The following is a 14,164-nucleotide window of genomic DNA, read 5'->3' on the forward strand; positions in this document are numbered from 1 at the left end:
GATTGTTGCTAAGAACGCTTCACCCCGGGCGCGGATCCGGGGGAGGTTTGCGGGCCGGCAGCTCCAAGCCCTGGAGCCGCGGCCCGGTCACAATGACGGAGGCAATGCATGTACAAGAATATCCTGGTGCCGATCGACATCTCCGACACGGGCTTCTCACGCCATTCCATCGACAAGGCGGTGGCTTTCGCCAGTGCGACGGCGGGCGCGGTGCGCCTCATCTATGTGCGCTCGATCCTGCCGGTGACCTTCATGGAATTCGTGCCGCCGGACTTCGACACCGAGCAGCAGGAGAGCGCCGAGGCTGATCTCGCGGCCCTCGCGAAGTCGATCGTGGCGCCGGAAATCTCGGTCAGCCACGTGGTGCGCCTCGGCTCGATCTACAACGAGGTGTTGCAGGAGGCCGAGGAAATGAAGGCCGACCTCATCATCGTCGGTTCGCACAAGCCGGGGATGTCGACCTATCTCATCGGATCGAATGCCGCGACCATCGTCCGCCACGCAGGCTGCTCGGTGCTCGTCGTCAGGGAATAGGCGCGGGTATCGCCATTGCCGCCGTCCGGGGCAGGTCCGGATCGAAGTGCCGCAGCACTTCGATCCATCGATTGCCGGGGTCAGCCGCGATCGTGCATCCCGCGCTCCGGGCCACCGAGACGGGGTCCGCCGTGCCGGTTCATCATCTCGCGTGCCATCACGTTGAAGCGCCGCTTCTGCGCGGTGTCCAGGCTCTCGTAGAGCGGAGCCGCCGCATCGGCGATCGTCTTCATCGTCTTGGCACGCTCTTCCATCATCGTGGCGCCGTTGCGAAGGCGCTCGATCAAGTCCGGGCGGTCCTTCTTGCCGCGCTCTTCGCGCGCTTCGCGCCATTTGGCCATCCGCTCGCCGCGCTCCTTGGCGATGTCACGCATGGCGGTCTCAAGCGCTGGCCATGCCTTTTCCTGCTCGGGTGTGAGCTTCAGCCCGGCCTTGAAACCCGCGAGACGGGCATCGAGCAAGGCGCTCCGGTCTTCCGCCGACAGCCGCATCGGGCCGCGGCTATGGTCGCGCTCATGACGGGCGTCCTGCTGCGCGGCGCCCGGCGCGTTGGCGGGCTGCGCGTAGCTTGCCGTGAATGCGCCCGAACCGGCGACGACCAGTGTGGCCAGAGCGGCGATCATCGTCTTCTTCATATCTTTGCCTCCTTCGAGAGGATTGCAGATTGGGATGTAACCGCATGTTTTTCAAATTAAATTTCGGTAATTTGGCGCCATGAAGCCGCCACATATTTTAAAGAATTGTTCATTTCCGTATTTATTAAAAATATAAATTCTATATATGGAAAATTATAAGAGTATATCTCGCTCATGAATTGTTTCAGTTTGTTTCAATATGTATTGTTTTTCATGATTTATTACGGAAATATTTGTCACGGTGATGTGTGTTTTGTGACGTATTTGAGAGCTTGCGTTCCGAGGTCGAATGTTGCCAATTTCATGCCATCCGCGAGAGTGGTTCGCTCCCGCGGGCGTTGCAAAAGATCTGTCGCGGCGCTTGCCGCGGTCGAGAGCCGACGAGGACAAGAGCCATTCCCATGTCCAGCCGAACGTCCAGCCGCATATCCAGCGCTCGTTCGACGCCGCGCGCGGCGAGGCTTCCCTGGCGCGACCGCGCCGGACGATTCTCGCCGCTCAAGGGCGTCACCTTCCTGGCCGTTCTTGCGCCGGGCGTCTGGATTGCCCTCGCCTGGGCGATGGGATGGTACGCGCCCAAGCCCGTGACGGAGGCCATCCACCAGAACGGGCTATGGGCGGTGCGCCTCATCCTTGCGTCGCTTGCGGTGACGCCGCTGCGGCGCATCGGCAACTGGCCGAAGCTCATTCTGATCAGGCGCATGCTCGGCGTGGCCGCCTTTGTCTATGTGGCGATCCACTTCGCGCTGTATTGTCTTGATCAGGGTTTCGATCTCGGCCGGGTGGCGAGCGAGATCGCCCTGCGGATCTATCTCACCATCGGCTTCGTGGCGCTCCTTGGCCTCGCGGTGCTGGCAGCCACCTCAACCGACGCCATGATCCGGCGTCTCGGGCGCCGGTGGCAGACGCTGCACCGCGCCATCTACGTCATCACGCCGCTGGCGCTCATCCACTTCTACCTGCAATCGAAGATCGACGTCACCGAGGCGGTGTTCATGACGGGCCTTTTTGGATTGGCCTTCGCCTATCGCCTGATGCATCGCCTTGCCATTCCCCTGAGGGCAGCGCCATTGGCCGGTGCGGCGCTTCTGACGGGTGCGCTCACCGCATTGGTGGAGACTGCCTGGTACGCGGCGACGACCGGGGCGCCCTGGCAGTTCATCCTCGCGGCCAATCTTGATGTTGAGACAGCCATCCGCCCCGCATGGTGGGTGATGACTGTGGGGTTCGGCATCGCGCTGATCGCGGCCGTGCGCCTGCCGCAGGGTGGCAATCCCGGACGAGCTGCGCGGTTCACAATCAGGGCCGAAGAGGGCGCGGCCTCGTCCTGATCGCCAGGGTCAAAAAAGCAGGCGCGAAGCCTGCTTTTCTCGTCGATGGGGACCTGGGCCGGACGCGGCGCTGTCCTCAGTACCAGAAGGGATCGCCCCAGGGGCCGAAATCGAAGGCCGTCTGCTGGTTGATCTCGGCTGTCATCTGCTGCTGATCGGCGAGGTTCTGCTGGAAGGCCATCTGGCGATAGGTCTGGTAGGCCTGCTGGTTGCCGTAATACAGGCAGCGGCAGATCGTCGGGTCGGCGTAGAAATAGACGACCTGGTTGTTCTTGCTCTGCGCGAAGAACTTATGCGGCGGCAATTTCTTGAGTGCCGCAATCTTGTCGGGCGTGTCCGCCAGCCGCACGTTGAAGCCGGCCGCGGTCATCATGTTTTCCTTGTCCTGGACGGCTCCCACGCAGGCGCCCAACATCAGGGCGATGCCTGTCAGCACCGCTATTGAAGCTTTCTTCACGTTTACGTCTCCCTCGTTACGCATTGCTTCGCGGCCAAGCTGCGATGGCTGGCGCCTGCTGAACGCTCGTCCCCGATCGGCAAGCATCCTGCCAGCCGCGTGCAACTTATGGCGTAATTTGGCTCCGAATGCAGCAAGGAATAGCCCCAGTCTCGTCGTTATTCGCGAGACCTGCAGCGTTTCTATGCTTGTTCTAACGTGGCGAGTGCCTGGGCAATATCGGCGACGAGATCATCGGCATGTTCGATGCCGATCGACATGCGAATGGTCTGATCGGAAATGCCGATACGTTCCCGCACCTCCCGCGGGACGCCGGAATGGACCGTCGTTGCCGGATGGCAGACGAGCGATTCGGTGCCGCCGAGGCTGACGGCGAGCTTGACGATCCTGAGGGCGTTCAGGAAGCGGAAGGCTTCGCGTTCGCCGCCGGCGATATCGAAGGCGAAGGTCGTCCCTGCCGCCATGCACTGCCTGCGATAGACATCGCGCTCCGGGCTGCCTTCCGGGAGGAAGGCCGGATAGTAGACATGGCGGACCTTGGGATGACCCGCCAGAAAGCGGGTGACGGCTTCCGCATTGCGGCAGGCTGCGGTCATGCGCAGCGTCAGCGTTTCCAGGGAACGGCCGATCATCCACGCGGAATGGGGATCGAGCTGGTTGCCGATCGCCCCGCGCAGGAGCTTGACGGGCTTGACCGTCTCGCGTCCGCCGATGACCGCGCCGGCGACGAGGTCCGAATGGCCGCCGACATATTTCGTCAGCGAATAGACGACGAGATCGACGCCATGGGCGAGCGGTTTCTGGAAGAGGGGCCCCAGCAGCGTGTTGTCGCAGACGACGAGGGGGCGTGACCCCTGCGTCTCGGCGATCCTGTCGGCGGCGCGCGCGATGAGTTGGAAGTCCACGAGGGTGTTGAGCGGGTTCGACGGGGTTTCCACCAGGATCACGCTGACCTTGCCGGTGGCCCCATCCCGCGCCAGCCCGCGGGCCGCCAGGGCATCGGCCGTCGCCGAGGCGATCGCCTCCGGCGAGACGCCGTCGCTGAAACCGACCGCGCCGATGCCGAAGGGGCTCAGGGTGCGGGCGATCAGGGTTTCGGTGCCGCCGTAGAGCGGCTGCGAATGCAGGATCACATCGCCGGGACGCATCACCGCGAGCAGGGTGGTGGCGATGGCCGCCATACCGCTCGAGAAGATGGCGCAGCTTTCCGCCCCTTCGAAAATCGCCAGCCGGTCCTCGACGATCTCGCTGTTCGGATGGTTGAAGCGGGAATAGACGAGCCCGCCCGTGTCGCCCTCAGGCGGCACCCGGCGCCCGGCCGTGTAATCGAAGAAATCGCGGCCGTCCTCAGCGGACTTGAAGACAAAGGTTGAGGTGAGGAAGACCGGCGGCTTCACGGCGCCCTCCGAGAGCGCGGGATCATAGCCGTAGCCGAGCATCAGCGTCTCGGGATGCAGCTTCTGATTGCCGAGATGGTCCTTGTGGTAATCCGACGCACTCATGAAGAGATCCTCCGATCTCGGCACCGCTTGCCGATATGCGCGCCAATGTAAGAGGTAACGAGGGGGGCCGCATGGCAGTTCCTGCCCGGAGCGGGTCGTTTGGGATCTTTCACGTCGCGCCGACGTGCTGCTCGCATCTTTCCGTGCGCGGCAATCCGCCGTAACGTGGCGCCATGCACCGGCTTATCCTCATGCGCCATGCCAAGTCCGACTGGCCCGACGGCGTGGCTGATCACGACAGACCTCTCGCAGCGCGCGGCCGCAAGACCGCGCCGCTGATGGCCCACTATATGGTGGCGGAAGGGCTCATTCCCGATCTTGCGCTCGTGTCCTCGGCCAGACGGACGCAGGATACCTGGGCCCTGGTGGCGCCGGTGCTTGCAAAGGCCCGGGCCAATCGCTCACGGCGGGACGACATAGCGACGGAGACGGAGCCGCGCATCTATGAGGCGCGGGTTGAGATCCTGCTCACCGTGCTGCGCGGGGTCCGGGATGACGTCAAGACGCTCCTCGTCGTCGGCCACAATCCGGGCATGGCTGAGCTGACGCTGCTGTTGTCGGGAGCCGGCGACAGTCACCAACTTGCCGAGTTGCAGCGCAAATTTCCGACGGCTGCGCTATCGGTCATCGGTTTTACCGGCCGCTGGTCGGAGCTTGCGCCGTTCAAGGGCCGGCTCGACCGCTTCGTGACGCCGAAAAGTCTTGGCGGTGAGGATGACTGATCGTCCGTTATTACCTATCTCTATGCCGTGAACGCATTATCCTTCCTCGACGGCACCGTCGATGCCATCCGCAACCTCGGCCACTACGCCGCCTCGACCGTCTCGCCGCGGCTGCGGCTTGGGGTGACGGGCCTATCGCGCTCGGGCAAGACGGTCTTCACCACGGCCCTCGTCCATCACCTCCTGGCCTCGGTCGCCATGCCGGTCTTCCGCGCCTCTGCCGAGGGACGCATCCGCAAGGCCCGGCTCGACGACCAGCCCGACGATACGGTGCCGCGCTTTCCCTTCGAGGAGCATATGGCGTCGCTCGCCGAGCCGGAGCGCCAGTGGCCGGAATCGACGCGGCGGATCGCCGAGCTGCGCGTCAGCATCGACTATGAGCGCGCCGCCGGATGGCGCAGCGGCCCTTCGACGCTCGCCCTCGACATTGTCGATTATCCCGGCGAATGGCTGCTCGATCTGGCGCTCCTCGACAAGAGCTTCGCCGAATGGTCGCGGGAGACCGTCGCCAGCAGCCGCAGGCCCGAGCGTGCTGGTATCGCCGGGCCGTGGCAGCAGGCGCTCAAGCGCGATCCGGCGGGCGCGGTCGGCGAGGCCGACATCGGTCAGCTCGCGGCGACCTTCACGGATTATCTGAAGGCGCTGAGGGCAGGCCCCGAGGCCGTCGCGACGACGCCACCGGGCCGCTTCCTGATGCCCGGCGATCTCGCCGGTTCGCCGGCCCTGACCTTCGCGCCGCTCGATCTGCCACCGGGCTTCGTCGCGCCGCCGCGCAGCCTCGCGAGCCAGATGGAACGCCGCTACGAGGCCTACAAGGCGCGGGTGGTGCGGCCGTTCTTCCGCGAGCATTTCGCGCGCCTCGATCGCCAGATCGTTCTTGTCGACGTGCTCGCCTCGCTCGATGCGGGGCCCGCGGCGCTGGCAGAGCTCGAGACCGCGCTCGATCAGGTGCTGCTCGCCTTCCGCGCGGGCCGTAACAGCTTCCTGTCGAGCGTCTTCTCGCCGCGCATCGACAAGGTGCTGTTCGCCGCCACCAAGGCCGACCATCTGCACCGGGCCGACCACCAGCGGCTGGAGGCCATCCTCAAATTGCTCGTCGATCGCTCCATGCGCCGCACGCAGGGCGCGGGAGGGACCGTCGGCACGGTGGCGCTCGCTGCGATTCGCGCGACCCGTGAGGCGACCGTCCGCGAGGATGGCGAGAATCTGGCGGCGATCGTCGGCACACCGGCGGCCGGCGAGGAGATCGACGGCCAGATCTTCGACGGCGAAACCGAGGCGGCGATCTTCCCCGGCGAATTGCCCGACAATCCCGAGACGGTGTTTTCGGGCGCCGTGCCGTCCGGTGCGCTGCGTTTCCCACGCTTCCGGCCGCCGCGCCGGGCGCGCGACCATGGCGGGCGTCTCGCGCCGCTGCCCCATATCCGGCTTGATCGTGCGCTGGAGTTTCTGCTGGGGGACAGGCTGGCGTGATGGAAAGGTACGAGGCCCATGGTCGATAACCGTTCCGAGAGCCGTCCGCGCGCGCCGCGGGCGTTCCGTCTCGACGACCCGGCGGTCGCCGCCTACGGACCGGGCGCCGACGCCGCCAGCGAAGACCTGAAGCGTGGTGCGCGAATCGTCGTGGCGGAGGAGGACGCGCCCTTCGACGAGGCGGACACGATCATGGCTCCGCGGCGCCGGCGCAAGATCGCCTGGGGCGCCTGGCTGGCCTCCGCCCTGGGCGGGCTTGCCGTCCTCGGTCTCGGTCTTGCGCTCGAGCGCCTGATCCAGGATCTCATGAGCGCCTATCCGGCGCTCGGTTGGGTGGCCATCGGGCTCGCCGCGGTGGCTGGCATCACCTTCCTCGCCATCGTTATGCGCGAGGCGCTCGGCATCTTCCGCGAGCGGCGCATCGAGACGCTCAGGGCGCGAACGGCAAAGGCCCTTCTTGCCAGAGACGACCGCGAGGCCGGGGCGATCGTGACGGCCTTGTGCGGGCTCTACGCCCATCGGCCGGAGACCGCGCGTGGCCGTGACGTGCTCTTAGGGATGGCGGATGACATCGTCGATGCGAGCGACCGGTTGACCGTCGCTGAGCGCGAGCTCCTTGAACCCCTGGACCGGCAGGCGAGGCGGATCGTCGCCAACGGTGCCAAGCAGGTGTCGCTCGTCACGGCGGTGAGCCCGCGCGCCATCGTCGATATCGGCTTCGTGCTGTTCGCTTGCGTGCGGCTGGTCCGGCGGGTCGCCGCCGTCTATGGCGGCCGGCCGGGGCTGTTCGGCTTCCTCCGGCTGTCCGGCAACGTGCTGTCGCATCTCGCCGTCACGGGCGGCGTCGCGGTTGGCGATGACATCGTCCAGCAGGTGCTCGGCCTTGGCCTGGCGGCGCGCATTTCCGCCAAGCTCGGGGAGGGCGCCCTGAACGGCCTGTTGACGGCGCGCGTCGGCATCGCCGCCATCGCGGTCTGCCGGCCGATGCCCTTCATCGGGGTCGAGGAACCGCGCCTGCAGGATGTCGCGGCGGGGTTGTTCGACCGTGGTGCGGACGCGCCGGCGAGCCAATCCTGACAAGCCAACCGTGACAAGGCCGCCGCGGGACGGCTCAGTCGGCGAAGCGCGGCACCGGCGCGCCGGCAATCTCGACCGGCATGCTGAAGACGCTGCCGGACAGCGGGTAGCGCGCCTTGACCTCGTCGCTCAGATTGGAGCTCAGGCTGGTGAAATAGAGCGTCTTCAGGTCCGAGCCGCCGAAGCAGGGCATGGTCGGCCGCGGCACCGGCACTGGTATGCGGGCGAGGAGGCCGCCGTTCGGCGCGAAGCAGTTCAGGCATCCCGCCGAGACGCCGCAACTCCAGTAGTTGCCGGCGCTGTCGGTGGCGGCGCCGTCCGGCCGTCCTTCCCCATCGCTCAGCGTGCGGAAGCGCTGGCGATTGGAAATGGTGCCGGTCGCGGCATCGAAGTCCCAGCGGTCGACCCAGGCGGCGCGTGAATCCGAGTGATACATGATGCGCCCATCCGGCGACCAGGCGAGGCCGTTCGATGTCGCGAGGCCTTCAATCTTGCGTTCGACCTTCCCATCGGCGGTCACACGGTAGAGCGCGGCGACGGAGGGGCTGTCCGGCGGGGTCATGCTGCCCACCCAGAAGGCGCCGTCCGGGCCGATCTTGCCGTCATTGAGGCGCGCGGTGCCCGGATTGGTCTCCACCCTGGCCAGGTGCGACAGCTCTCCCGTGTCGCGATCGAAGATATGGACATCATAGCCGAGAGCCACCACGAGCTTGCCGCTCACCGTCAGCCCGAAGCTGCCGACGGGATCGTCGAAACCCCAGCGTTGGCGTTCGCCGCTCTTGATGTCGAGGGCGTAGATCGCCGGCTCCATGATGTCGCACCACAGGAGATGGCCGCGCTCGGCATCCCAAACGGCGGATTCGCCCACCTTGTGCGCCATCCGGGCAATGCAGGTGATCTCGGTCATATCCTTGGTTTCCTTCCCCGCGAGCCCGTCGCCACAACATGCGCCTTCGGAACCCACATATCCCATCCCGTCTGCCCAAAAGAGAGACGGGATGAGCCTGAGGGTCAAGCCGTGCTGCATGGCTTCCCACATCCGCCTGCGGCCTTGCCCCTGTCGCCGTGGCAACACAGCGCGGGATAATCGACCGATTGGCCCGTGGCGGATTTGTTAGCGGCCTAAAATCAGTTGACGGTATCGCCAAGCTCCATGACATACACAGTCAATCCATTCGACCTTGATCGTGGGTCAGAATCACAGGCGAGTTGGCGTCGCGGTTCGGGTGCAGCGCGGGTTGCGACCGGATTTCAACATCATGACAGCCGCGAGCCAATGTTTCCTGCCGCGTCTCGTGCCAGGAAGCGGGGGGATGCAGCCGGTCCATGCTTTTTAATTCTTATGCGTTCCTGATTGTCTTCCTGCCAGCCGCACTCGCGCTGCATGCCCTGGTCGAGCGTTTCCAGCCCGCAGGGCGCCTGCCGCTGTTGCTTGTCCTCTCGATTGTATTCTACGGCTATTGGGATTGGCGCTTCATCCCGCTGATCATCCTGTCGATCGTGATCAACTGGTCGGTTGCGATGCTGTTTGCATCGACGCGCCGTGAGAGCTTGATCGTCATCGCCATCATCGCCAATCTCTTCGTCCTGGCGATCTTTAAATACGCGGATTTCTTCGCCGGGCTTGCCAATATGCTGCCCGGGGTCTCCCTCCCGAAGCTGTCGCTGGCGCTGCCGCTCGGAATCTCGTTCTTCACCTTCCACCACGTGATGTATCTGACGGATCTGAAAGCGGGCAGGACAAAGCCTTTCGATCTCCTGCGCTACGGCCTCTACATCGCCTTTTTCCCGCAGGTTCTTGCCGGCCCACTGGTGCGCTGGAGCGAGATCATGCACCAGTTCGACGAACGCCCCTACCAGCGCAGCGATGCGGCCGAGCGCTTCGCACGCGGGATCATGCTGCTGATCGTCGGTCTGGCGAAGAAGGTGCTGATCGGCGACCAACTGGCCGCGAACGTCAATCCCGTGTTCGCCGCGGCCGAGCTTGGTGCGGTGACGGTTGTCCAGGCGTGGCAGGGGACGCTGTCCTTCGCCTTCCAGATCTATTTCGATTTCTCGGGCTATACGGACATGGCGCTCGGCATCGCGCTGATGTTCGGCATCGTGCTGCCGCAGAACTTCGACAGGCCCTATCGCGCGCTGTCGCTGCAGGATTTCTGGCGGCGCTGGCACATGACGCTGTCACGCTTCCTGCGCGACTATCTCTATATCGCCCTCGGCGGCAACCGCCACGGCCTGGCGGTGCAACTCCTTGCCCTGTTCGCGACCATGACGCTGGGTGGCCTCTGGCATGGGGCAGGCTTGACTTTTGTGGCCTGGGGCGTGGCCCACGGCGTCGGCCTCGGCGCAGGCCTCCTCTGGCGGCGGGCCGGGTGGCCCATGCACCCGGTGATCGGGTGGTTTCTCACCTTCCTGTTCGTCGTGCTCGCCTGGGTTCTGTTCCGTGCCGAAAGCTTCCAGGGGGCGCTCAACATCTACGAGGGACTCTTCGGACTGTCCCAGCTTGGCACCGGCTTCAAGTGGCGGACGATTGCCTGGGCCGCGGCTTTCGCCATGATCGGCCCGACCGCCTGGGTGCTCGTGCACAAGCCGCAGCCGCATCCGCTGCTCGCCGTGGCGTTAGCTGTCATATTCATCGTGCTGCTGTTGAAGATCGGGGACAGTGAGTCCTATGAATTCATCTACTTCCAGTTCTGAGCGAGGCCCGAGCCAGGCCGGCGCCACGGGCTGGAGCGGGCCATGGCGACGGTTCGCGGTGATCTTCATGGTGTCCGCGACAGGGGGCCTCGTCGGCGTCCTGGCGCTGTTATTCCTGATCGATCCCTTCGACAGCGGCCGTTCGCCCATTTCCCGCGCCCCCGGGATTGCCGCGCCGGATGCCGAGAACGCGACCACCAGTCGCCTCGAGAATGCCAGCCGCGGCCGGGATCCGGCCTTCCAGGCTGCCATCATTGGCAATTCACGCATTCAGGCGTTGGAGCCCGCGCGGCTCCGGCAGGCGACCGGCATCCCCTTCGTCTCCCTGGTTGTCCAGGCCAGCCGCTCGCGCGAGCAACTGGCGGTGCTCGACTGGTTCATGCAGTCGCGTACAACGCCGCCGCGGGCGATCATCATCGGGCTGGACATGCCCTGGTGCGATGCGCGCGTCTCGGCGAGCCCGACAGATCCTTTCCCGTTCTGGCTTTATGATCGATCCCCGGTCGCCTATATCGACGGGCTCTTCCGCTACAGCGTGCTGGCGGACTATCTGCCCCGCTATCTCGGCTATCTCATGGGCTTGCGCGACCGCGCGCGCGCCGACGGCTACTGGGACTACGAGCCGGTCTATGCGGCCCTGGGCTATGACACGCCGGAGCGGCGGCAGGCGTTGCTGGGACCCGACACGGAGATCGAGATCAATCTCACCGGCCGGTTCGGTGCGGCGGAAGCGCTGGCCGAGCGCCTCGCCTACGTGCCGCCGGAAACGACCGTCATTCTGGTGCGTCCACCCGTCTATGTCACCGGGCTCGGTGCCCCCGGAAGCGATATGGCAAGAACCGATGCGGCCTGCCGGGCAGCCCATGAGGCGGTGGCTGCGGGGCGGCCGAATACCTATCTGATCGACTGGCGCGTCGACCGGCCGGAAACCCGCAACCGCGACGCGTTCATTGACCACAGCCACTACCGCAAGGGGCTGGCCCGTCTGATGGAGGCCGATATCGCCGCGATTCTCAACAAGACGCGGCCACCGGACAGCTGATCCACGGCTGTGGACGCTGCCCGCCTCATCGTTCAGAAAGTCGATTGAATGCATCTCCCGGCTACAGAAGCGCAAAGAGAATTGGTCAGCCGCCTCGGGCGGCGGCTCGCCGTGCCGATGCGTGATGTCAACCCGGCAACCTGGTGGCGCTTCACCCTCATTTTCTCGGTGGCGTCATTCGGCTTCCTCGCGGGCCTGATCGCGCTGATGTTCCTCGTCGATCCCTTCGACACCGGGCGTTCTCCTCTGCGCCTGAAGGAGGGCGTGCCGCAGCAGGGGCCTCGCACGGCCAACGTCAGCCGAGCGCGGGATCAGGCCTACAACTCGGCGATCATCGGCAACTCGCGGGTACAGATGATCGATCCTGCTGCGCTGACCGAGGAGACCGGCATTCCTTTCGTCGCGCTGGTGGTGCAGGGCGGATTGCCGAAGGAATTGTTGACGACCTGGGACTGGTTCATGGCCCATCGCCGCGCGCCGCCCAAGGTCATGGTGCTCGGCATCGACGGCGTCTGGTGCAGCGACGACCTGTCGAAACAGGTCAATCCCTTCCCCTACTGGCTCTACAGCCGCTCGACCCTTGAGTATCTCCAGGGCCTGTTCCGCTCGTCGTCGCTCAGCGGGCTGCGCAACTATTTCTCCTATCTCATCGGGCACAGACCTCAGGCACGGCCCGATGGTTTCTGGGATTATGAGAATGTCTACGGCGTAGGGACGCCCCAACAGCTTGCCCATATGCGTGCGGAACTCGACAAGCCGCAGGGGACCGCGGACGTTAATCTTGGCTCGCATTTTCCCGCAGCGGATGCCGTTGCGGCGCGCATTGCCGCGTTGCCTGCCGAGACCGTCGTCATTCTCGTTCGGCCCCCTGTCTACATTACAGGACTGCCCGAGCCGGGCACGGAGGCTGCCAAGGCGGAAACGGTATGCCGCGATGTCTTCGCCAAGCTCGCCGCGGCACGCCCCAACACCCGGATCATCGATTGGCGTTTCGACCGTCCGGAGAATCGGGACCCCGGCAATTTCTTCGACCATACGCATTATCGGAAGACCCTTGCCAGGCGCATCGAGGCCGAAATTGCGGCGGCCGTCCAAGACGAGCGTGCGGCGAAGCCCTGAGGGCCATCTGCGACCTTGTTTTAGAATATGTTTATTATCAATGTTTTGAGTGGCGGCCTGCGCAATTTGGGGCCAATGGCTCAAACTTTTTGCCACCCTGCACCAAAAGGTGACTGTAATCCGCGTTGTCGCCGCGGCTTTGGCTCGTTATATAGGCGGCGCCTCACGAGGGGCTCAGGGGATAAGAGCAAAGCCACGCATGTCGGATATCGTAATCGACGAGAGCTACCGCCCGTCAGAAGACGAGCCGTTCATGAGCGAGCGTCAGCGAGAATATTTTCGACGCAAGCTTCTGAATTGGAAAGAGGACATCCTGCGGGAAAGCCGCGAGACGTTGGTCGCGCTGCAAAGCGAGAGCGAGAATCACCCGGATCTGGCCGATCGCGCTTCATCGGAAACGGACCGGGCCATTGAACTCAGGGCCAGGGACCGCCAGCGCAAGCTGATCGCCAAGATCGAGGCGGCGCTGCTGCGGATCGAGGACGGCTCCTATGGCTATTGCGAGGAGACCGGCGAGCCGATCTCCTTGAAGCGGCTTGAGGCGCGTCCCATAGCGACGCTTTCGCTGGAGGCGCAAGAGCGGCACGAACGCAATGAGCGTGTCTATCGCGATGACTGACGGATGGGTGCGGGAGTGCCGCCTGGCCTTGGTGTCATGGTCCGGCGGGTACTTGCCCACGACAAAAAAGGCGCTTCCGATCACCGGGAGCGCCTCTTTTTTTGCCTTACCGGCAATGCCTTAGAGCGAGCCCCTCAATGGCGGACTTGCTCCGCTCCACACCGCATGAGGAAATTCACCGGCTCGGAAGGTCCGAGTTCATTCGATCGAGGCCGGATTTGCGCGAGCAACGTTCACCGTGTCGGCGGTGTGCGTCCGAGGAGCCGAGCGAATTCGGCTTCGATGTCGTCGACGGAGAAAGGATCGACATTCGTCTTCTGGGGAGGCGCCGCCTCGGCCCCCGAAGCCTCGTTCTTGGCAGAAGAGCGCTCGTCAGTTGCGAGATTGCCAGGCGCGGTAGTCTTGCCAGGTGAGGTAGTCTTGCCAGGTGAGGTCGTCTTGGCGGGCGAGGTCGTCTTGGCGGGCGAGGGCCACTCATTGCTCGGTGGATGCGCGGCCGCCGGGCCCGGCTGTTGGCCGGCAGGTTTGTCGGCAGGAGCGGCTGCGACGGCGGCAGCGTCCGACGGGACGGGGCGCTTCGTCGCTGCGGACAACTGATCCCACGGCGCATTCGGTGCCGTGGACCGGGGCCGGACGGCGCCTGCCGGTTGAATAGCGCCTTGGGGCGCGGCGCCGGCCAGTGGTGAGCCGGACGTGGCGGCCGATCCGGGAGATGTGTTGCCGAATGGGCTATTGCCTGTGGGTGCGTTGGGCCGCGGTGGCGGCGTTGGTCCAGAAGGTGTGGCAACGGGCGCATTGGGTCGCACGCTGGAAAAGGGCCGTTGCAGGGCCCGTTCGAGTTCGCGTGCCATGGCGGACATCGGTTCGGACTCCGAGGCTGCCATCCCGGGGGCGGCGGGATCGGGCCGGACGGGCGCAGGCCCAGCCGGAGAAGGTCTGGCGGGCGGAGGTTGGAC

At 64.9% G+C, this 14,164-nt stretch carries 14 protein-coding genes; 9 read left to right on the top strand and 5 right to left on the bottom strand.

Features of this window, described 5'->3' with window-relative positions; genetic code table 11:
• Nucleotides 1-108: 108 nt before the first annotated feature.
• Nucleotides 109-534: a universal stress protein gene (locus C7450_RS27575; protein ID WP_110377702.1), complete on the top strand. Its 426-nt coding sequence runs from the start codon at nucleotides 109-111 to the stop codon at nucleotides 532-534.
• A gap of 80 nt (nucleotides 535-614) precedes the next feature.
• Here the strand turns inward: C7450_RS27575 and C7450_RS27580 are convergent, their stop codons facing one another.
• Nucleotides 615-1,169, bottom strand: a complete 555-nt coding sequence (locus C7450_RS27580; RefSeq protein ID WP_110377703.1) for a Spy/CpxP family protein refolding chaperone — start codon at nucleotides 1,167-1,169, stop codon at nucleotides 615-617.
• Nucleotides 1,170-1,570: 401 nt separating this feature from the next.
• Between C7450_RS27580 and C7450_RS27585 the strand changes: the two genes are divergently transcribed.
• Entirely contained in the window at nucleotides 1,571-2,500 is a 930-nt protein-coding gene (locus C7450_RS27585) for a protein-methionine-sulfoxide reductase heme-binding subunit MsrQ (RefSeq protein WP_110377704.1), read from the top strand.
• Between the two features lie 76 nt (nucleotides 2,501-2,576).
• Here C7450_RS27585 and C7450_RS27590 read toward each other — a convergent pair whose 3' ends face one another.
• A complete protein-coding gene (locus C7450_RS27590) occupies nucleotides 2,577-2,957 on the bottom strand; it encodes a hypothetical protein (protein WP_110377705.1) in 381 nt (126 codons plus the stop codon).
• 182 nt (nucleotides 2,958-3,139) lie between these two features.
• Nucleotides 3,140-4,459 carry a cystathionine gamma-synthase family protein gene (locus C7450_RS27595; protein WP_110377706.1) on the bottom strand — a complete coding sequence of 440 codons (1,320 nt, stop codon included), beginning with the start codon at nucleotides 4,457-4,459 and terminating at the stop codon, nucleotides 3,140-3,142.
• Nucleotides 4,460-4,632: 173 nt separating this feature from the next.
• On the opposite strand from C7450_RS27595, the gene C7450_RS27600 reads away from it, so the two are divergent.
• From C7450_RS27600 to C7450_RS27610, 3 genes are read left to right on the top strand one after another with little or no spacing between them, the layout of a single operon-like run.
• On the top strand, nucleotides 4,633-5,181 hold the full coding sequence (locus C7450_RS27600; protein ID WP_110377707.1) for a SixA phosphatase family protein: 549 nt from the start codon (nucleotides 4,633-4,635) through the stop codon (nucleotides 5,179-5,181).
• A 27-nt stretch (nucleotides 5,182-5,208) separates the two neighbouring features.
• Nucleotides 5,209-6,654: a YcjX family GTP-binding protein gene (locus C7450_RS27605; protein ID WP_110377708.1), complete on the top strand. Its 1,446-nt coding sequence runs from the start codon at nucleotides 5,209-5,211 to the stop codon at nucleotides 6,652-6,654.
• Nucleotides 6,655-6,672: 18 nt separating this feature from the next.
• Nucleotides 6,673-7,731, top strand: a complete 1,059-nt coding sequence (locus tag C7450_RS27610; RefSeq protein WP_110377709.1) for a YcjF family protein — start codon at nucleotides 6,673-6,675, stop codon at nucleotides 7,729-7,731.
• A gap of 34 nt (nucleotides 7,732-7,765) precedes the next feature.
• Here C7450_RS27610 and C7450_RS27615 read toward each other — a convergent pair whose 3' ends face one another.
• Nucleotides 7,766-8,638, bottom strand: a complete 873-nt coding sequence (locus tag C7450_RS27615; protein ID WP_110377710.1) for an SMP-30/gluconolactonase/LRE family protein — start codon at nucleotides 8,636-8,638, stop codon at nucleotides 7,766-7,768.
• Nucleotides 8,639-9,057: 419 nt separating this feature from the next.
• On the opposite strand from C7450_RS27615, the gene C7450_RS27620 reads away from it, so the two are divergent.
• The 4 genes from C7450_RS27620 (at nucleotide 9,058) to dksA (ending at nucleotide 13,208) form a co-directional block, all read left to right on the top strand.
• Entirely contained in the window at nucleotides 9,058-10,428 is a 1,371-nt protein-coding gene (locus C7450_RS27620) for an MBOAT family O-acyltransferase (RefSeq protein ID WP_110377711.1), read from the top strand.
• Between the two features lie 67 nt (nucleotides 10,429-10,495).
• Nucleotides 10,496-11,470 carry a hypothetical protein gene (locus C7450_RS27625; protein WP_146227564.1) on the top strand — a complete coding sequence of 325 codons (975 nt, stop codon included), beginning with the start codon at nucleotides 10,496-10,498 and terminating at the stop codon, nucleotides 11,468-11,470.
• Between the two features lie 48 nt (nucleotides 11,471-11,518).
• Nucleotides 11,519-12,589, top strand: a complete 1,071-nt coding sequence (locus C7450_RS27630) for a hypothetical protein (RefSeq protein ID WP_146227566.1) — start codon at nucleotides 11,519-11,521, stop codon at nucleotides 12,587-12,589.
• Between the two features lie 199 nt (nucleotides 12,590-12,788).
• A complete protein-coding gene (dksA, locus tag C7450_RS27635) occupies nucleotides 12,789-13,208 on the top strand; it encodes an RNA polymerase-binding protein DksA (RefSeq protein WP_110377714.1) in 420 nt (139 codons plus the stop codon).
• Nucleotides 13,209-13,441: 233 nt separating this feature from the next.
• Here the strand turns inward: dksA and C7450_RS34770 are convergent, their stop codons facing one another.
• Entirely contained in the window at nucleotides 13,442-13,801 is a 360-nt protein-coding gene (locus C7450_RS34770; RefSeq protein WP_146227568.1) for a hypothetical protein, read from the bottom strand.
• Between the last annotated feature and the right edge of the window lie 363 nt (nucleotides 13,802-14,164).

The sequence above is a fragment of the Chelatococcus asaccharovorans genome, assembly GCF_003201475.1.
In the GTDB taxonomy this organism is placed as follows: Bacteria; Pseudomonadota; Alphaproteobacteria; order Rhizobiales; family Beijerinckiaceae; genus Chelatococcus; species Chelatococcus asaccharovorans.

Bases quoted from the DNA above. Each gene is read 5' to 3' on its own strand.
- C7450_RS27585 (WP_110377704.1), top strand. From the start codon at position 1,571: ATGTCCAGCCGAACGTCCAGCCGCATATCCAGCGCTCGTTCGACGCCG.
- C7450_RS27615 (WP_110377710.1), bottom strand. From the start codon at position 8,638: ATGACCGAGATCACCTGCATTGCCCGGATGGCGCACAAGGTGGGCGAA.
- dksA (WP_110377714.1), top strand. From the start codon at position 12,789: ATGTCGGATATCGTAATCGACGAGAGCTACCGCCCGTCAGAAGACGAG.
- C7450_RS27630 (WP_146227566.1), top strand. From the start codon at position 11,519: ATGCATCTCCCGGCTACAGAAGCGCAAAGAGAATTGGTCAGCCGCCTC.
- C7450_RS27625 (WP_146227564.1), top strand. From the start codon at position 10,496: ATGGTGTCCGCGACAGGGGGCCTCGTCGGCGTCCTGGCGCTGTTATTC.
- C7450_RS27595 (WP_110377706.1), bottom strand. From the start codon at position 4,459: ATGAGTGCGTCGGATTACCACAAGGACCATCTCGGCAATCAGAAGCTG.
- C7450_RS27620 (WP_110377711.1), top strand. From the start codon at position 9,058: ATGCTTTTTAATTCTTATGCGTTCCTGATTGTCTTCCTGCCAGCCGCA.
- C7450_RS27580 (WP_110377703.1), bottom strand. From the start codon at position 1,169: ATGAAGAAGACGATGATCGCCGCTCTGGCCACACTGGTCGTCGCCGGT.
- C7450_RS27600 (WP_110377707.1), top strand. From the start codon at position 4,633: ATGCACCGGCTTATCCTCATGCGCCATGCCAAGTCCGACTGGCCCGAC.
- C7450_RS27610 (WP_110377709.1), top strand. From the start codon at position 6,673: ATGGTCGATAACCGTTCCGAGAGCCGTCCGCGCGCGCCGCGGGCGTTC.
- C7450_RS27575 (WP_110377702.1), top strand. From the start codon at position 109: ATGTACAAGAATATCCTGGTGCCGATCGACATCTCCGACACGGGCTTC.